At 62.6% G+C, this 17,879-nt stretch carries 18 protein-coding genes; 11 read left to right on the top strand and 7 right to left on the bottom strand.

Annotated features, from left to right (window positions below; genetic code table 11):
- Positions 1-32 precede the first annotated feature (32 nt).
- Complete coding sequence (gene ubiA, locus ACPF9B_RS11240; RefSeq protein ID WP_424177445.1) at positions 33-998, bottom strand: 4-hydroxybenzoate octaprenyltransferase; 966 nt, start codon at positions 996-998, stop codon at positions 33-35.
- 12 nt (positions 999-1,010) lie between these two features.
- Between ubiA and ACPF9B_RS11235 the strand changes: the two genes are divergently transcribed.
- The 4 genes from ACPF9B_RS11235 to ACPF9B_RS11220 are packed head-to-tail and all read left to right on the top strand — an operon-like array spanning position 1,011 to position 4,509.
- A complete protein-coding gene (locus ACPF9B_RS11235) occupies positions 1,011-1,733 on the top strand; it encodes a 16S rRNA (uracil(1498)-N(3))-methyltransferase (protein WP_040483323.1) in 723 nt (240 codons plus the stop codon).
- Complete coding sequence (locus ACPF9B_RS11230) at positions 1,730-2,569, top strand: GNAT family N-acetyltransferase (protein WP_424177443.1); 840 nt, start codon at positions 1,730-1,732, stop codon at positions 2,567-2,569. Before ACPF9B_RS11235 ends, ACPF9B_RS11230 begins: the two co-directional genes overlap by 4 nt.
- A complete protein-coding gene (locus tag ACPF9B_RS11225; RefSeq protein WP_007206793.1) occupies positions 2,562-3,080 on the top strand; it encodes a hypothetical protein in 519 nt (172 codons plus the stop codon). The genes ACPF9B_RS11230 and ACPF9B_RS11225 overlap by 8 nt, the downstream gene beginning before the upstream one ends.
- Before the next feature lie 58 nt (positions 3,081-3,138).
- Positions 3,139-4,509, top strand: coding sequence for a glutamate--cysteine ligase (locus tag ACPF9B_RS11220; protein ID WP_007206794.1), 1,371 nt, complete (start codon positions 3,139-3,141; stop codon positions 4,507-4,509).
- A gap of 58 nt (positions 4,510-4,567) precedes the next feature.
- Here ACPF9B_RS11220 and plsY read toward each other — a convergent pair whose 3' ends face one another.
- The 4 genes from plsY to ACPF9B_RS11200 are packed head-to-tail and all read right to left on the bottom strand — an operon-like array spanning position 4,568 to position 7,942.
- The gene (gene plsY, locus ACPF9B_RS11215) at positions 4,568-5,173 is read right to left on the bottom strand and encodes a glycerol-3-phosphate 1-O-acyltransferase PlsY (protein ID WP_424177440.1); all 606 of its coding nucleotides are present in this window, start codon (positions 5,171-5,173) and stop codon (positions 4,568-4,570) included.
- Positions 5,173-6,456, bottom strand: a complete 1,284-nt coding sequence (gene pyrC / locus ACPF9B_RS11210) for a dihydroorotase (protein WP_007206796.1) — start codon at positions 6,454-6,456, stop codon at positions 5,173-5,175. Before pyrC ends, plsY begins: the two co-directional genes overlap by 1 nt.
- A gap of 22 nt (positions 6,457-6,478) precedes the next feature.
- Positions 6,479-6,982 (bottom strand): hypothetical protein, encoded by a 504-nt coding sequence (locus tag ACPF9B_RS11205; RefSeq protein WP_424177437.1) that lies wholly within the window; start codon positions 6,980-6,982, stop codon positions 6,479-6,481.
- Positions 6,983-6,985: 3 nt separating this feature from the next.
- Positions 6,986-7,942 carry an aspartate carbamoyltransferase catalytic subunit gene (locus ACPF9B_RS11200; protein WP_040483007.1) on the bottom strand — a complete coding sequence of 319 codons (957 nt, stop codon included), beginning with the start codon at positions 7,940-7,942 and terminating at the stop codon, positions 6,986-6,988.
- 104 nt (positions 7,943-8,046) lie between these two features.
- Here ACPF9B_RS11200 and ACPF9B_RS11195 point away from each other — a divergent pair, with 104 nt between their 5' ends.
- The 4 genes from ACPF9B_RS11195 (at position 8,047) to ACPF9B_RS11180 (ending at position 14,280) form a co-directional block, all read left to right on the top strand.
- The gene (locus ACPF9B_RS11195) at positions 8,047-8,820 is read left to right on the top strand and encodes a uracil-DNA glycosylase (protein WP_424177435.1); all 774 of its coding nucleotides are present in this window, start codon (positions 8,047-8,049) and stop codon (positions 8,818-8,820) included.
- On the top strand, positions 8,817-9,359 hold the full coding sequence (gene moaB, locus ACPF9B_RS11190) for a molybdenum cofactor biosynthesis protein B (protein ID WP_007206800.1): 543 nt from the start codon (positions 8,817-8,819) through the stop codon (positions 9,357-9,359). The genes ACPF9B_RS11195 and moaB overlap by 4 nt, the downstream gene beginning before the upstream one ends.
- Positions 9,360-9,430: 71 nt before the next feature.
- A complete protein-coding gene (locus tag ACPF9B_RS11185; RefSeq protein WP_424177432.1) occupies positions 9,431-10,885 on the top strand; it encodes an efflux RND transporter periplasmic adaptor subunit in 1,455 nt (484 codons plus the stop codon).
- Positions 10,885-14,280 carry an efflux RND transporter permease subunit gene (locus tag ACPF9B_RS11180; RefSeq protein WP_424177430.1) on the top strand — a complete coding sequence of 1,132 codons (3,396 nt, stop codon included), beginning with the start codon at positions 10,885-10,887 and terminating at the stop codon, positions 14,278-14,280. The genes ACPF9B_RS11185 and ACPF9B_RS11180 overlap by 1 nt, the downstream gene beginning before the upstream one ends.
- On the opposite strand, the gene ACPF9B_RS11175 is transcribed toward ACPF9B_RS11180, so the two are convergent.
- Positions 14,277-15,104 (bottom strand): protein-disulfide reductase DsbD domain-containing protein, encoded by an 828-nt coding sequence (locus ACPF9B_RS11175; RefSeq protein ID WP_424177428.1) that lies wholly within the window; start codon positions 15,102-15,104, stop codon positions 14,277-14,279. The two genes, ACPF9B_RS11180 and ACPF9B_RS11175, sit on opposite strands and share 4 nt — an antisense overlap.
- A 74-nt stretch (positions 15,105-15,178) precedes the next feature.
- On the opposite strand from ACPF9B_RS11175, the gene ACPF9B_RS11170 reads away from it, so the two are divergent.
- The gene (locus ACPF9B_RS11170; RefSeq protein WP_007206804.1) at positions 15,179-15,748 is read left to right on the top strand and encodes a YqgE/AlgH family protein; all 570 of its coding nucleotides are present in this window, start codon (positions 15,179-15,181) and stop codon (positions 15,746-15,748) included.
- Here ACPF9B_RS11170 and ACPF9B_RS11165 read toward each other — a convergent pair.
- Entirely contained in the window at positions 15,745-16,305 is a 561-nt protein-coding gene (locus ACPF9B_RS11165) for a TlpA family protein disulfide reductase (RefSeq protein ID WP_424177425.1), read from the bottom strand. The two genes, ACPF9B_RS11170 and ACPF9B_RS11165, sit on opposite strands and share 4 nt — an antisense overlap.
- 14 nt (positions 16,306-16,319) lie before the next feature.
- Between ACPF9B_RS11165 and argH the strand changes: the two genes are divergently transcribed.
- Both argH and ACPF9B_RS11155 read left to right on the top strand, forming a co-directional pair.
- Positions 16,320-17,708 carry an argininosuccinate lyase gene (argH, locus tag ACPF9B_RS11160; protein ID WP_424177423.1) on the top strand — a complete coding sequence of 463 codons (1,389 nt, stop codon included), beginning with the start codon at positions 16,320-16,322 and terminating at the stop codon, positions 17,706-17,708.
- Complete coding sequence (locus ACPF9B_RS11155) at positions 17,705-17,878, top strand: hypothetical protein (protein ID WP_424177421.1); 174 nt, start codon at positions 17,705-17,707, stop codon at positions 17,876-17,878. Before argH ends, ACPF9B_RS11155 begins: the two co-directional genes overlap by 4 nt.
- The last annotated feature ends 1 nt before the right edge of the window (position 17,879 follow it).

The raw sequence follows: 17,879 nt of genomic DNA, 5'->3' as shown, positions 1-17,879 counted from the left end.
TCCTGCATAGGCCCTGTGGTCGGGGTGTTCAATCATACCAGAAAGGCCATGGCAAAAAACGGCAAAGGGATCAGGCCGGCATCGCGGTTTGACCGGAAAATACGCAAAAGCCCTTCGTTGTCATCTGCATCGAAGCGGTGCAACTGCCATGCCAGATGCCCGCCCATCGCCAAAGGCCCGCCCAATGCCACGACCAGCGACAGGATCGACCTGTCCTGCGTGGCGAGCACCACCGCCGCCCCGAACAGAATCACCGTCAGCGCCAGAAACAGCCGCAACCACCAGCGCGCGGTATCGCCAAACAGCCGCGCGGTGGATTTCACGCCAATCAGCGCGTCATCCTCGGCATCCTGATAGGCATAGACCGTGTCGTAAAACAGCGTCCACGCAATTCCTGCCAGATAGAGCACGACAGGCGCAGGCCCGATGCTGCCGGTATGCGCGGCCCAGGCCAGCAACGCACCCCAGTTGAATGCCAGCCCCAGAAATACTTGTGGCCACCATGTGAACCGTTTGGCGAAAGGATAGACCGCCACCGGCAGCAGCGCGAGGATGCCCAGCACAATCGCTGCAGGCGGAAAGGTAATCAGGATGCCAAAGGCCACCAATGCCTGTGCGATCATCCAGATCACCGCCGCTTTCACGCTGGTCTGGCCAGAGGGAATCGGCCGCGATCTTGTGCGCGCCACCGATCCGTCGATGTCGCGGTCGGTGATATCGTTCCATGTACACCCCGCACCGCGCATCAAAAACGCTCCGATCCCGCAGCCTGCGATGATCCAGATTGCAAAGCTGTCGAAACGCCCCGTCGCTATCACCGCCAGCCCCAGCGCCCACAGGCAGGGCAGATAAAGCAGCCAAGTGCCGATCGGCCGGTCCGCGCGCGACAGCCGCAGATAAGGCCGTGTGGGCGCGGGCGCCAACCGGTCCACCCAGTTGCCACGCACGGCGTCGGCGACACGGCCCGCAGGCTCTGGCATCCGGGGATTTTGGGTCATATGATCCGCTTCATGGCATCCAAGGTCCGGCTTTATGTAGATCACCCCTTGGGGGTAGGGCAATCGGTTCCACTGAACCGTGATCAGGCGCATTACCTGTTCGGGGTCATGCGGCTGGGGGCGGGTGACGTGCTGTCATTGATCAACAGCCGTGACGGCGAATGGGACGCGGTGGTCGAAAAGGCAGGCAACAAAGGCGGCGTGCTGGCCTGTCAGGCGCAGACGCGCCCCTTGCAGACCCCGCCCGATCTGTGGCTGGTCTTTGCCCCGATTCGCAAGGAACGCACCGCTTTTATCGTGGAAAAGGCGGTGGAGCTGGGGGCGGCGCGGATTATCCCCGTGCAGACCGCGTTTACCCAAGCCGCCAACCGCATCCGGCAGGATAAGCTACAGGCCCATGCGGTCGAGGCGTCTGAACAATGCGGCGGCACCTTTGTGCCCCCTGTCGATGATCTGGCGAAACTTGACCGGCTGCTGGCGGATTGGCCCAAGGACCGGCAGTTGATGTTTTGTGATGAAGCAGCGATCGGCGCGCCGGTGCGCCTGCCCGCAATTCCCGGCCCTTGGGCCATCCTGATCGGCCCCGAAGGCGGGTTTTCCCCCGCCGAGCGCGACAAGTTGCGCGCCTTGCCCTTTGCCCATGCCGTCAGCCTTGGCCCCCGCATCTTGCGCGCCGATACCGCAGCGGTGGCGGCGCTGACATTGTGGCAGCAAGCGCTGGGCGATTGGGGATGATCCGTGCGACGCTGGCCGACAGGGCCGAGGTCGCAGGATTCCTGCGCCGGCATCTGCCGATTGCGATGTTTCCATTGGCGAACCTGCACAGGCACGGCATGGCGGGTGGCCATCCGCGCGCGATGTCATTCTGGCTGTGCAAGGATCGCGGCGCGATCACCGATATCGCCGCGATCAGCGATGGTGGTTCCCTGTTTCCCGTCTGCCCGACCCACCCTTGGGCCGACCTGCGCGCTGCCATGCAGGGCAGCGCGGTTTGCGCGATTCTGGGCGATGCCGCACAAGTGACCGGCCTGCGCGCCGCACTGGGTCTGGAACAGGCGGCAGGCTATGCAACGACAGAGCCGCATTACGACCTGCCCCTGACCGATCTGGTCATGCCTGATACCGACGGTTTTACCCTGCGCCCACTGGTCGATGCGCCGCGCGATCTGGTGATCGGCTGGCGGCGTGCCTATCTGTCAGAGACGATGCTGGGCCAGGAGAATGACATGGACGCAACGGCGATCAAGGATATCGACAGCTATCTTGCGGTGGACAGCCACAGGGTGCTGTTTGATGGCGATACGCCTGTGGCGATGACAGGGTTTAACGCGGTCCTGCACGATGCGGTGCAGATTGGCGGGGTCTATACGCCGCCCGGTTTGCGGTCGCGCGGTCTGGCGCGGCGGGCGGTGGCGCTGCATCTGGCGCAGGCGCGCGCTGTGGGTGTCAGCCGAGCAATCCTGTTCGCGGCCTCTGCCGCTGCCAGCACAGCGTATCAGGCGATCGGGTTCCGCCGGATCGGGGCCTTCGCCATCGTGCTGCACGCAGAACCGCAGGTGGTACATGGCTGACTTTTTCCGCCCCGAAGCGCGCGCCTTTTTCTGGCGCTGGCGCGAGGTGCTGGCTGCCGCCGGATTGGCCTTGTTCGGCCTGTGGTGGGGGCTGAATGCTGCAGGTGTCACGGTCTGGCTGGGCTATCTGGTGGGGGTCATCGGGCTGGGCTGGGGCTTTGCCGCTGTGCAGCGCGCGCGCTTTGCGCAGGATGGTGAAGGGCCGGGTGTGGTACAGCTGCGCGAACGCAGGCTGGCCTATTTCGGCCCGCTTGATGGGGGTATCCTTGATCTGGACGATTTGACCGAGGTCGCACTTGACCCTCGCAGCTATCCCGACCCCAGCTGGATATTGACCGGTATCGGTGGCCAGCGGATCGCCATTCCGATCAACGCTGCTGGCGCGGATACGCTGTTCGATGTCTTTGCGGCGCTGCCCGGGATCAAGACAGGCAAGGTGCTGGATGTGCTTTCGCGCACACCGGATGCGCTTGTTGTGATCTGGTCGCGTGCGCGTCCTCTCTTGCATTGACGGATGCGCTGGTGCAGGTCACGGATATGACCATTGATCTTTGAACGGAGCCTTCCCGATGTCCATCCCACAAACCGGCGGCGGCCCGATCGAACATCACGACCAATTGGCTGAATTGCTGGCCAAGGGCTGCAAACCCAAAGACGAATGGCGCATCGGCACCGAGCATGAAAAATTCGGGTATTGCGCCGATACGCTGCAACCCTTGCCCTATGACGGCGCGCGGTCGATCAAGGCGGTGCTGGAGGCATTGCATAGCCGGTTCGCCTGGGACCGTGTGGAAGAGGACGGCAAGATCATCGGCTTGACCAAGGACGGGGCCAATGTCAGCCTTGAGCCGGGCGGGGCGCTGGAATTGTCGGGCGCACCGCTCGAGACCATCCACCAGACCTGCGACGAGGTGAACAGCCATCTGGCCGAGGTCAAGGCCGTGTCCGACGAGATCGGCGTGAAATTCATCGGTCTGGGCGCCGCCCCCGTCTGGACCCATGACGAAATGCCGCTGATGCCCAAGGGGCGCTATCAGCTGATGGACCGTTACATGCAATCGGTCGGCACCATGGGCACGGCGATGATGCGCCGGACCTGCACGGTGCAGGTGAACCTCGATTTCGGGTCGGAATCGGACATGGTGCAGAAAATGCGCGTCGGCGTGGCCTTGCAGCCTGTGGCAACCGCGCTTTTTGCCAATTCGCCGTTCTTTGAAGGCAAGCCCAACGGCCATAAATCATGGCGCGCCCGTATCTGGCGCGATCTGGATGCGGCGCGCACCGGTATGGTGCCATTCATCTTTGACGAAGGTTTCGGCTTTGAGGCCTGGGTGCAATGGGTTCTCGATGTGCCGATGTATTTCGTCTATCGCGACGGTAAATATATCGACGCTTTGGGCATGTCGTTCCGCGATTTCCTGCGCGGTGAATTGCCTGCATTGCCCGGTGAAAAGCCCCGCATGTCCGATTGGGCCGACCATCTGACCACCGTTTTCCCCGAAGCCCGCATGAAGCAATATATCGAAATGCGCGGTGCGGATGGCGGCCCGTGGCGCAGGCTGTGTGCGTTGCCCGCGTTCTGGACCGGGTTGCTTTATGATCAGACTGCGCTCGATGCCGCATGGGACCTGTGCAAGAACTGGACCGCTGAACAGCGCGATGCCTTGCGCGTTGCTGCATCGGTGGACGGCTTGCAAGCGCAGGTCGAAGGGATCGATATGCATGCGCTGGCGCGCGAGGTCGTGGCGATTTCAGAGGCTGGCCTGAAAGCCCGCGCCCTGCCCGGTGCCGGTGGATTGGTTCCTGATGAGACCCATTTCCTCAATGCGCTGAAAGAAACTGTCGAGACCGGCAAGACACCTGCGGATGATTTGCTGGACCATTATCATGGCGATTGGGCCGGTGATCTGGACCGGATTTATACGCAATATAGCTATTAGGGCTGCGCGCTGCGCGCTTGCTGCCTCCGGCGGGGATATTTCGGCTCGGACGATGGGGTTATTTCGCCCCTATCTTGCCTTCTGTTCCCGCGCGCAGCCGCGCGATATTGCCCCAGTGGCGGGCATAGATCAGCAGGCCAAGGCAGGCGGCTAGACAGGTGGCCGCGCCATAGCCCGCAAAGGCCATCACCACTGGAATCCAGCCAGCCGCGACCAGTGCCGCCAGTGACGAATAGCGCGTGATCACCGCCACAGCGAGCCAGATGCCGCAGGCCGCAAGGCCCATCGGCCAGGCCAGTGCCAGCAAGATCCCAAGATAGGTCGCCACCCCCTTGCCGCCCTTGAAGCCCAGCCAGACCGGAAAGCAATGGCCGATAAAGGCCATGAGCGCCGCCAGTTGCACCGCATCTTCGGGTGCTGCGGCGCGCGCGGCCAGCACAGCGATAGCGCCTTTGCCTGCATCGAAGATCAAGGTCAGTGCGGCGGCTTTCTTGTTGCCGGTGCGCAGCACGTTTGTCGCCCCGATATTGCCCGACCCGATGTTGCGCAGATTGCCCAAGCCCATCAGTCGCGCCATGATCACCCCGCCGGGGATCGACCCCAGCAGATAGCCTGTGGCACCCCAGAGTGCCAGCATGGCAAGGCTGCTTTCGATGATGGGCATTATGCATTCTCCCAAATGCGGGTGCCGTCCACCCATGTGCCGATCACGCGGCCTTGCAGGCGCGCGCCGTCAAAGGGGGTGTTTTTCGACTTGGATTGCAATGTCGTGCGGTCCAGCTGGAACGGTGCGTCCGGATCAAACAGCACCAGATCGGCGGGCGCACCGGCCAGCATGCGGCCCGCGGCCAGCCCCAGAATGCGCGCGGGGTTCAGCGCCAATGCACGGAACAGGCGCGGCAGGTCGATCTGGCCTGCATGGTACAGTCGCATCGCGGCTGGCAGCAGGGTTTCAAGGCCGACGGCCCCGCTGGCGGCCTCTTCAAACGGGAGGCGTTTGCTTTCCTCGTCCTGCGGCGTGTGCATCGAACAGATCACGTCGATCAGCCCTTCGGCCACGGCCTGCACCACGGCGGCGCGGTCGTCTTCGGACCGCAAGGGCGGCGTCAGTTTGAAAAACGTCCGGTAATCCGCGATATCCATATCGTTCAGCGTCAGATGGTGGATGCTGACACCCGCCGTGATCCGCAGCCCGTTGCGTTTGGCGCGTTCCAGCGCGGGCAGGGCGCGGGCGGTGGTGATCTGGTCGATGTGATAACGCGCACCGGTCATTTCCAGCAGGCTGATATCACGGTCCAGCGCCATGCGTTCGGCCATGGCCGACACGCCCGGCAGGCCGCGCAAGGACGCGAATTTGCCGGTCGTGACCACGGCCCCTTCGGACAGGCCGGGGTCTTGGGTATGCCCGATCACCAAAGCATCCAGCGAACGCGCATAGCTGAGCGCGCGGGCCAGCACCTTGGTCTTTGTGACCACATGGTCGCAATCGGTAAAGGCTACCGCACCGGCATCGGACAACAGCCCGATTTCGGTCATTTCCTGACCGTCACGCCCCTTGGTCAGCGCCGCCATCGGCAAAACATGCACGGGTGCGTCCAGCTGCGCGCGGCGCGCGACGAATTCGAGTTTTTCGGGGGTATCTATGGCGGGGTCGGTGTCGGGGCGGGTCACCATCGTCGTGACACCCCCCGCCGCCGCGGCACGGCCCGCAGAGCGAAAGGATTCCTTGTGCCGCTCACCTGGTTCAGAGACTTTGACGCCAATGTCGATGATCCCCGGCGCCAGACACATGCCGCCGCAATCCACGATCTTTGCCCCGACAGGCGGCGTGGCGTCGATGCCCGTCACGTCATGGATCAGCCCGTCCACGACCAGCACACAGCCCGGCGCATCGGTCAGCGCGACGGGGTCGATGATGCGGGCATTGGCGAAAAAGGTTGCGGTCATGGGTTGGTTTCCTTGCAAAGCGTCATCCGCCGACCCAGACCACCAGCCCGACCAGCGCAAACATGATCAGCAGGGCGGCGGTGGCGACCATCCCGCTCATCCGCGCGTCTGATTTGCGGGGTTTGGCGGGCGGGCCGGTCAGTTCACCTGCCCCGGAGGCCGAGGTCAGCTTTTCAGATGGTGTCATCGTCGGTGTTTCGCGCAGGATTGTGACCAGCGTGCTGCTTGCAGGCAGGGTGATCTGCTGGGCCTGTCCGCCAAAGGCGCGCGACATCACCAGCAGGACCGTGCCCTGCACATCGCGCAAGATGGCATCCTGTGCAGGTGTCAATGGCAGGTCATAGCCTTGCCGGATCAGGTCGGGCAGCGGCACGGCCGTGCGCTGGTCCGGTGTGATCAAGTCGACGAAATCCATGTTCAGCGCGACCGGCCCGATGATCGTTGCAACGTGCACGCCATCGGGCGCGGGGCCATTATAGGCAATCACATAAAGTGCGCCGTGGTCATTGGCGGGGATATCCAGCATCGCCTACACCATCACATTGTTGTCTTGGCGCGCCGCGCGCAGGTTGCGGGCCAGCAGGTCCATTGCCGCCATGCGCACCGCGACACCCATTTCCACCTGTTTCTGGATCACCGAGCGGTTGATGTCATCGGCGATGGTCCCGTCGATTTCGACACCGCGGTTCATCGGCCCGGGGTGCATGACAATGGCGTCGGGTTTGGCATGCGCCAGTTTCGCGGCATCCAGCCCGTAGCGGTGGAAATATTCGCGCTCAGACGGGATGAAACCGCCGTCCATCCGTTCTTTTTGCAGGCGCAGCATCATGACAACATCGACGTCCTGCAGGCCTTTGACCATGTCGTCGTAAACCTCGACCCCGAAATCAGTGATCCCCGCAGGCATCAGCGTCGGTGGCCCGATCAGACGGATGCGGTTTTCCATCTTGCCCAAGAGCATGATGTTGGACCGCGCCACACGGCTATGGGCGATGTCACCGCAGATTGCGATATTCAGCCTGTGCAACCGGCCCTTGGCGCGGCGGATGGTCAGCGCGTCCAGCAGCGCCTGTGTCGGGTGTTCATGCCGCCCGTCGCCTGCGTTCAGCACCGCGCAATTGACTTTTTGTGCCAGCAGATCGACAGCCCCCGATTGCGGGTGGCGCACCACCAACAGATCAGGGCGCATCGCGTTCAGTGTCAGCGCGGTGTCGATCAGGGTTTCGCCCTTTTTGATCGACGAGGCCTGCATCCCCATGTTCATCACATCGGCCCCCAGCCGTTTGCCTGCCAGCTCGAAACTGGCCTGCGTGCGGGTGGAGTTTTCAAAGAACATGTTGATCTGTGTCAGACCGGCCAGCACCTCGCGGTGGGCAAGGCCACGGGTGTTGTGGTCGGCATAGGTATCGGCAAGGTCCAGAAGTGTGGTGATTTCCAGCGGATGCAGCTGTTCGATCCCCAAAAGATGCCTTGCGCGAAATGTCATGCCCTGATCCTTTGCCGCCGTGTGCTGGGTTATAGGCTGCGCGCCCGCGGGCTTCAATGCCGCAGGCCCTGCACAAATGCTACGATTGCGCCTAATGTCACGTCATGGATTCGCAAGACACATATTGGCAGGACCGCGCGGCGCTGGAATGGCAGGTCGAACTTGGCGTGACAGATGCGATTCTTGATGCGCCGGTGGACCGCTATGCGCTTGATCCGGTGCCGGTCAGGGCCGCACCGGTGGCCGATGTGCCGCCGCCTGCGATTGCCCGCGAACTTGACCCTGTCGCCATTGCCCGCGCTGCGGCCGCCGCTGCCCCCGATTTGCCCGCCGTTGCCGCCGCGATGGCCGCGTTTGAGCATTGCGAGATCAAGCGTGGCGCGCGCAATGCTGTTTTTGCCGATGGCCAGCCCGGCGCGCGGGTGATGATCGTGGGCGAGGCACCCGGGCGCGAGGAAGACCGCGCAGGCAAGCCTTTTGTCGGGCAGGCGGGCCAGATGCTGGACCGGATGCTGGCCGCGATCGACCTGGGCCGCGCGCATGAAAACACCGACCGTGCGGTCTACATTACCAATGTCATGCCATGGCGGCCGCCATCGAACCGCACGCCTGACGCCGATGAAATCGCGATGATGCTGCCGTTTCTGGAACGCCATATCGCGCTTGCCGATCCGCAGATCATCGTGCTGATGGGCAATACGCCCTGTCAGGCGCTGCTGGGCCAGACAGGCATCACCGCCCTGCGCGGCACATGGACCGAAGTGTTGGGCAAGCCCTGCCTGCCGATGTTTCACCCCGCCTATCTGCTGCGCAACCCCGCCGCCAAGCGCGAGGCTTGGGCGGACCTGTTGACCCTGAATGCTAGGTTAAAGACATGAGCCGTATCGACGACACCCGCGATTTTATCCCCGTGCGCATCGCCGTGCTGACGGTCAGCGACACCCGCGTGCTGGCGGATGACAAATCCGGCCAGACCCTTGTTGACCGGATCGCAGCGGCGGGCCATCACCTTGCCCACCGCATGATCCTGCCCGATGAACGCGACCAGATCGCGGATCAGCTGCGGGTCTGGTGCGCCGATACGCATGTCGATGTGATCATCACGACAGGCGGCACCGGCCTGACCGGGCGCGATGTCACAGTCGAGGCGCATCGCGATGTCTATGAAAAGGAAATCCACGCTTTCGGCACGATTTTTACCATCGTGTCGATGCAAAAGATCGGCACAAGCGCGGTCCAAAGTCGTGCAACCGCGGGTGTGGCGCAGGGAACGTATATGTTCGCCTTGCCCGGCAGCCCCGGGGCCTGCCGCGACGCCTGGGATGAAATTCTGGGCAAACAGCTCGATTTTCGGCACCGCCCTTGTAACTTTGTCGAGATTTTGCCCCGTCTGGACGAACATTTGCGACGGAAATAGCGCGTTTGCGCGTATCACTGGACAGAACGCCGCGCAGCACCAGTTCTTTGTGCGACAAGATGGGATGAAGAATGCGATTTCTAAGACGAAGCCTGACGGGTGTTTTTCTGATGTCCATGACGCTGGTGCTTTTGGCATGGGCGGGAAATACTGTGCGCACTGCGGTCGAGGCGCGGCTGGGTCAGGAACCGCGCAGCTTTCCACAGCGGGAACGTGAATTCAGCGTCAATGTCCTGACGCTGACACCGCAGACCATCGTGCCGGAACTGACGGTCTATGGCGAATTGCGCAGCCAGCGTATGCTGGATCTGCGGTCAGCCACCGGCGGTATCGTCAGGGATGCCTCCGCTGCGCTGGTCGAAGGCGGTGCTGTGAGCGCGGGCCAGTTTTTGCTGCGGATCGATCCGGTCGAGGCAGAGGCCGCATTGGCGCGCATCCGTGCCGATGTGCAGGATGCGCAGGCCGAGTTGCGCGATGCCGAACGGGCGCTGGTGCTGGGGCAGGACGAATTGGCCGCCGCGCGCGCGCAGGCCGCCTTGCGCGATCAGGCACTGGCGCGCGCCGATGATTTACAGGCGCGCGGTGTCGGGACCACGGCAGCGGTCGAGGATGCCGAATTGGCCGCATCGAGCGCGGCGGCGTCCGTGTTGACGCGCCGTCAGTCCATTGCCAGTGCCGAGGCGCGGATTGATCAAGCCACGACCCGTCTTGCGCGTGTGCAGATCGATCTGGCCGAGGCCGAACGCAACCTTGCCGAAACCGAGATCAGTGCCGCCTTTGATGGCACCCTGTCTGACGTCACGATCAGCCCGGGGGGGCGGGTCACGGCCAATGAATTGTTCGCACGGCTGGTGGACCCGACCGCGCTCGAGGTTGCGTTTCGGGTCTCAACTTCGCAATATGCGCGGCTGTTGGATCCGGCAGGCAATCTGACCGATGCGCCTGTGACAGTGGCACTTGATGCGTCAGGCGTGAACCTGACCGCCCTTGGCCGGATCACCCGCGAAGGTGCCAGTGTCGGCACCGGCCAGACTGGCCGACAGCTGTTTGCGCAGATCGACAGCGCACCAGGCTTTCGCCCCGGCGATTTCGTCACCGTGCGCATTGCCGAACCTGCGCTGGATGACGTGGCGCTGTTGCCTGCCACCGCGGTTGGATCGGATCAGATGCTCCTGACCGTCGATGAGGGTGACCGGCTACAACCCGTGCCTGTGGACGTGTTGCGCCGGCAGGGGGATGATGTGATCATCGCCGCTGCAGGGCTTGCGGGGCTGACCGTGGTGATGGAACGTTCGCCCTTGCTGGGGGCGGGGATCAAGGTCCGCCCGATCCGCCCCGGCGTGCTGGCAGAGCAAGCCGTGCCACAGATGATCAGTTTGGATGCGGACCGGCGCGCGCGGCTGATCGCCTATGTGTCCGAAGGGCGGATGCCTGATGACGTCAAGGCGCGGATCATTGCGCAGTTGGAACAGGACCAAGTATCGTCCGAAACCGTGGAACGGCTGGAAAGCCGGATGGGCAGCTGATGGCAACGGGTGGTGACAGGCTGACGGCGGGCGCTGGCGGTATCTTGTCCTATTTCACGCGGCACCGGACGGCGGCGAACCTGCTGTTGGTGCTGATGCTGGCGGCAGGTGTGTTGGCGGTTCCCAATATGCGCGCGCAGTTCTTTCCCGATGTAGTCGTGGACAATATCACCGTCAGTGTCGGCTGGTCCGGTGCCGGGGCAGAGGATGTGGACGCCGCTATCGTGCAGGTGCTTGAACCTGTGCTGCTGGCGGTCGAAGGGGTGGCGTCGTCATCGTCGCGGTCAACCGAAGGCAGCGCACGGATCACGCTTGAATTTGAACCCAGCTATGACATCGACCGCGCCGCCGAGGATGTGCAGCTGGCCGTGGACAGCGCCAGCAACCTGCCCGACGATGCCGATGACCCCAACGTGCGGCGCGGCGGCTGGTCTGACCGTGTCACCGATGTGGTGATTTCCGGGCCGGTCGGTGTGGACCAGCTCGGGCGTTTCGCCGATGAATTCGCCACACGGCTGTTTGCCGAAGGTGTCACCCGCGTATCGGTGCAAGGTGTCGCGGCCCCGTCTATCCTGGTCGAGGTGCCGTCGCTGTCGCTGATCGAACATGACATCGGCATGGCCGATATTGCCCAGCGGATCGCCGAAGAAACCGCCGCATCCCCCGCTGGTGATGTTTCTGCCAATGCACGCCTGCGCACTGGTGCCGAACGTCGCAGCGCCGAGGACATCGGCGCCATCGCGCTGCGCGCCAATCCTGACGGATCGTTCCTGACCATCGCCGATGTCGCCATCCTGCGCGTCGAAGGCATCGACCGCGACCGCGCCTATTTCGTTGGCAGCGATCCTGCGATCAATGTCGTCGTGCAAAGGTCCGCCAGCGGCGACGCCATCGGCTTGCAGCGCAGCGTCGAACAGGTCGCCGCCGAGATGGAGGCGTCATTGCCCGCAGGTGTGACGATCCGGCTGACCAACGCACGCGCTGAACAGATCACGGGCCGTCTGAATATCCTTTTGACCAACGGGGCGACCGGTCTGGCCTTGGTTGTCGCGCTGCTGTTTTTGTTCCTGAATGCGCGCACGGCGTTTTGGGTGGCGGCGGGTATTCCGGTGGCGATGCTGGCGGCGGTGGCGCTGATGTGGGCGGCGGGGATCACGTTCAACATGATCTCGCTATTCGCGCTGATCATCACGCTGGGCATTGTGGTGGATGATGCGATTGTCGTGGGCGAACACGCCGATTTCCGCGTCAGGCACTTAAAGGAATCCCCCGTTGTCGCCGCCGAAAACGCCGCGCGGCGTATGTTCAGCCCGGTCTTTTCCGCCAGCGTGACCACGATCGTCGCGTTTTTCGGGCTGGTCGCGATTGGCGGGCGGTTCGGTGACCTGATCGCCGATATCCCCTTTACCGTGATCGTGGTGCTGATCGCGAGCCTGATCGAATGTTTCCTGATCCTGCCGAACCATTTGTCCCATGCCATCGCCCATTCCGCCAAGGATCATTGGTATGACAGACCGTCGAAAGCCGTCAATCGCGGCTTTGACTGGTTCCGTTTCACCTTGTTCCGGCCCTTCATGGCGTGGGTGATCACGGCGCGCTATCCGGTTCTGGCGCTGGCGCTGGTGGCGCTTGCTTCCTCGGCGGCACTGGTGATCCGCGGCGATGTGGCTTGGCGGTTCTTCAACGCGCCCGAACAAAGCCAGGTCACCGGCAATTTCGCCATGCTGCCAGGGGCCACCCGCGACGATACGCTGGCAATGATGCGCGAGATGCAGCGCGCAACCGAGGCGCTGGGTGCTGAATACGAGGCCGAACACGGCATCAACCCCGTGCTGATCGCCATCGCAGAAATCGGCGGCAATTCCGGCAGGCCGATTGCAGGGTCCGAAACCAAGACTGCCGATCAACTGGGCGCGATCACCATCGAATTGATCGATGCCGACAGCCGCCCCTATGGCAGCAATGCCTTTGTTTCTGCCTTGCAAGAGGCGATCGTCCAGCACCCGATGGCCGAAACCGTCAGTTTCCGCAGCTGGGGGTCGGGGCCAAGTGCGGATGGTCTGGATATCCAGCTGTTCGGTGCGGATAGCGACACGCTCAAGGCGGCCGCCGAGGCGCTGAAAACCGAACTTTTGCAATTTGGCGAGATTTCCGCGCTCGAGGATTCGCTGGCTTACGACAAAGAAGAACTGTTGCTGCAACTGACCCCGCAGGGCCAAGCGTTGGGGTTGAGCATCGAGGCTTTGGGTCGCGTCCTGCGCAATACGCTGGGCGGGATCGAGGCTGCGACCTTCCCCGATGGTAGCCGGTCCGCTGCGATCCGCGTGCAATTGCCCGATGCTGAACTGACCGCGGATTTTCTGGACCGCACGCAGGTGCGCACGGGCGACGGCGTCTATGTGGCGCTTGCCGATGTCGTCACCACCCAAAGCCGCACCGGTTTTTCCACCGTGCGCCGTGAAAACGGTATCCAGCTGATTTCTGTCACAGGCGAGCTTGACGCGGATGACGCGGCCCGCGCGACCGAGATCGAGCAGATCATCACCGGTGACATCCTGCCCCGCCTGCAATCAGATTTCGGAATTGAAACGCAATTGTCAGGGCAAAACGAACAGGAAAACAGGTTCCTTGCGGATGCGCAGGTCGGTTTGGTGCTGGTGCTGTTGGGCATCTACCTGACGCTGGCGTGGATATTTAGCAGCTGGACACGGCCATTGGTGGTGATGTCGATCATCCCCTTCGCGCTGGTTGGCACGATTTACGGGCATTATTTCTGGGGCATCCCGATGAGCCTGTTCACCGTGGTGGGCCTGATTGGGATGGTGGGAATCATCATCAACGACAGTATCGTTCTGGTCACGACGGTGGATGAATATGCGCAGGACCGTGGGCTGGTGCCTGCGATCATTGATGGTACGGTGGACCGGCTGCGCGCCGTACTGCTGACCACGCTGACCACGGTGCTGGGTCTTGCGCCGTTGCTTTACGAAGGATCGACGCAGGCCGAATTCCTCAAGCCGACGGTGGTTACTTTGGTGTTCGGATTGGCATTCGGGATGCTCTTGGTGCTGCTGGTTGTACCGTCGATCATGGCGATGCAGGCCGATATCGCGCGGCAGGTGCAATCGGCCAAGCGTGCGTTGCGGGGGCGGAGCTGGGCGATGCTGCTGCCTGCGGCAGTCGGGGCTGTCACGGCGGCGCTGCTGTTTGCGGTGCTGGTGCTGCCCTTGGTGCTGATCGGCGCGCCGTGGGTGCCTGTGGTGGCGGCGCTGCCGTTTTTGGCGGGCGGATTTGCGCCCGCGCTGGGGCTGTTCTTGCTGGTTCTGGTTGCGGTGTTGTTGGCGATCTATGGGATCGCATCGGTGCGGTTTGTCGCGCGGCGGATGCGGGCCTAATCCGCAGCACAGCCTGTGATATCGACGGCCTGACCGTCGCCCAGCACGGTGATCCGCACGGTCGAGCGATCCAGCGCAAATGGCTGGCCGGACAGATGGATCATATCAACGACGGCGCTCAACGTGTTGCCAACGCGGCTGATGCTGGGTTCTGACACCCAGACCTGTGGATCGCCAACCTCGATCACCACAATCTCTTGCGCTGCCTTGGAAGCCATGGTGATCTGCGCAGTCATCTGCAACCCGTCGCTGATCGGGTCCAGTGTGCAGGTCACGGCACTGACCTGCGCTTCGGCTTTGGTCAGGGGGCGGTCCTGCAATGCAGCCATGATCGCCGGATCAGACACGCCACCAGGTGGCAGCAAGGCCGCGAAATCAAGCGTGACGGGAATGCAGATTTCGTCGCAGACACCGATTTCGATCTGCCCTGCCATGCTGACGATCGCCCCATCCTGCGGCACCGTCAGGCGCAGCGGAAAGATCACGCTGTCTTCATACCCGATCGCGCGGATACCGAAATCTTCGTAAACGTCAGGCACCGGAAAATGCGGCTGCACCGCTGTGATATCCCCGTCCGAAAAGGCAAAGCTGGGCGGGATGCCAGTGTCGCCCGGAGCGCGCCAATAGGTTTTCCACCCTTCGGCCAGATCAATGCGCAGCGCCGTGACATGGGTGCCATCTGCATCGCGCCAGCCCGGCAGAACGGTGACAGATGCAAGGTCGTCGACCGATTGGCCAAAGCCGGTCGCAGGCAGGCCACACAGGGCGAGAGGGATCAGCAGGAACTTGCGCATGCCCTGTATCTGGGTGATTTCTACTGACATGAAAAGTCACGTTTGGGCGAGTGTCTGACATGATGTGACTTGCACGAAACACCGCTCGCCCGCATTCTGGCTTTATGGAGCAAAACATCACACAACTGGCCGGAAAGCTGCTGATCGCCATGCCCGATATGGCCGACCCGCGCTTTGCCAAAAGCGTGATCTATCTGTGCGCCCATTCGGACCAGGGCGGCATGGGCCTGATCGTCAACAAACCGCAGATACAGATTCGGTTCACCGAGCTTTTGGACCAGATGCAATTGCCGCATGGCGCCGATACGCCGGATATCCGGGTCCATACCGGTGGTCCTGTCGAAACGGGGCGCGGTTTCGTGCTGCATTCGACCGATTACACATCCGGTCTGGGCACGCTGGAGCCGGGTGGCGGAATAGGCATGACCGCAACGCTGGACGTGCTCGAAGACATTGCCGCCGGGCGCGGCCCCGCGCAGGCGCTGCTGGCGCTGGGCTATGCGGGCTGGGGGCCGGGGCAGCTGGAACAGGAAATCCGGCAGAATGGCTGGCTGACCTGCGATCCGCGCGACGACATCATCTTTGGCCGCGCCAATGACCATAAATGGTCTGGCGCGCTGAAACTGCTGGGAATCGATCCGCTTTTGTTGTCCGCAACGGCGGGTCACGCCTAGCCCGCATCATCCAGCAGCGCGGTGATAATGGCCAAAGCACTTTCGCTGGACCAATCCGCCTCGCCCTGCATGCGGGCGATTTCCTTGCCCTCGGGGTTCAGGATCAGCGTCACAGGCAGGCCCAGCACGCCCATGCTGCGCGCGAACCGCTGGCGGGCATCGGTATGCAGCGGCAGGTTATCGACGCCGATCTCATCGAAAAAGCGTTGCATCGCGGGCAGGGGGTTGGGGCCGACGGCCACGGTCACTACCTCGAAATCATCCCCGCCAAGCGCGGTTTGCAGCGCCGACAGATGCGGCATTTCGATCCGGCAGGGCGCGCACCATGTCGCCCAGAAGTTCAGCACGACATAACGCCCCTGCAGATCGGCCAGCACCATTTCGCTGCCGTCCTCATGGGTAAAGGGCGCGTCAGATGCCGCGACAGGCGCGGCATGAAACACCAGCTTGCGCATATCGCCGGTGCGCAGGTCAGCAATATCGGCAGGTTGGGCCGCGCCAAGGTTTGCAACACCCAGCAGGGCCGTATAAAGCAGGGCTGACATCAATTGACGCATGGGCGCATTCCTTCATGACCAAAAACGCAAACAAGATGTGGGGCGGACGCTTTGCCGCCGGACCGGACGCGATCATGGAGGCAATCAACGCCTCAATCGGGTTCGACCGCCGTCTGGCACCCCAAGACATCGCCGGTTCGCGTGCCCATGCCGCCATGTTGGCCGCCTGTGGCATTATCTCAGATACAGATGCAGAGGCGATCGGGAAAGGCCTTCTCACCGTATTGTCAGAGATTGAAACGGGGGATTTTCCGTTCTCGACCGCGCTCGAAGATATTCACATGAACGTGGAATCCCGTCTGCGCGAATTGATCGGCGAACCGGCAGGAAGGTTGCACACCGCAAGGTCGCGCAATGATCAGGTGGCGGTGGATTTCCGGCTTTGGGTGCGCGATCAATGCGATCAGGTCGATGTGGCATTGGAAGCTTTGCAACTGTCCTTGCTGGGTCAGGCAGAGGCGGGCGCCGATTGGGTCATGCCCGGTTTCACCCATCTGCAGACCGCGCAGCCGGTGACATGGGGCCATCACATGCTGGCCTATGTCGAAATGCTGGCGCGCGACCGTGGCCGTTTCGCCGATGCACGCAAGCGCATGAACCTGTCGCCATTGGGCGCCGCGGCGCTGGCGGGCACATCCTTTCCCATCAACCGGCATATGACGGCCGAAGCCTTGGGCTTTGACGGCCCGATGGCCAATTCGCTGGATGCCGTCAGCGACCGCGATTTCGCGCTGGAATTTCTGGCCGCCGCCAGCATCTGCGCCATGCATCTCAGCCGTCTGGCCGAAGAACTGGTGATCTGGTCTTCTGCGCAATTCCGCTTTGTGAAGATGTCGGACAAATGGTCCACCGGGTCATCCATCATGCCGCAGAAACGCAACCCCGACGCAGCCGAGTTGATCCGCGCCAAGATCGGGCGGATTTTCGGGGCCAATGTCGCGCTGATGACAGTGATGAAAGGTCTGCCGCTGACCTATTCCAAGGATATGCAGGAAGACAAGGAACAGACCTTCGACGCCGCCGACAGCCTGATGCTGGCGCTGGCCGCGATGGCCGGCATGGTGGCCGACATGACCGCCAACCGCGATGTGCTCAAATCTGCCGCCAGCAGCGGGTTTTCCACGGCCACCGATCTGGCCGACTGGTTGGTGCGCGAACTGGGTCTGCCTTTCCGCGAAGCGCATCACGTCACCGGATCGTTGGTCGCATTGGCCGAATCCAAAGGCTGCGACCTGCCCGACCTGACCCTTGCGGATATGCAAAGCGTCCATGCAGGCATCAGGCCGGACGTGTTCGACGTCTTGGGGGTTGAAAATTCGGTAGCGTCGCGCACAAGCTATGGTGGCACGGCCCCTGCACAGGTCCGCGCACGGATCGCGGGCTGGAAAGAGGTTCTGACATGACACGCCTTGCCCTGATTGGGGTCTTTGTCGCTTTGGCTGCTTGCGGCGCCGATGGCCCGCCGATGACCCCCAATACCAATCTCGGCCTGAGCCTTGGCACCGGTGGGCTGTCCACCAGTGCCAGCGTCGGCGCCAGCAACGGGATGTTTTCCGTCGGGTTGGGTTTGTAGG

The sequence above is a fragment of the Yoonia sp. TsM2_T14_4 genome (assembly GCF_049602355.1).
GTDB classification, from domain to species: Bacteria; Pseudomonadota; Alphaproteobacteria; order Rhodobacterales; family Rhodobacteraceae; genus Yoonia; species Yoonia vestfoldensis_A.
The sequence above is the reverse complement of the archived record's forward strand: the minus strand, read 5'-3'. Positions and strand labels throughout refer to the sequence as shown.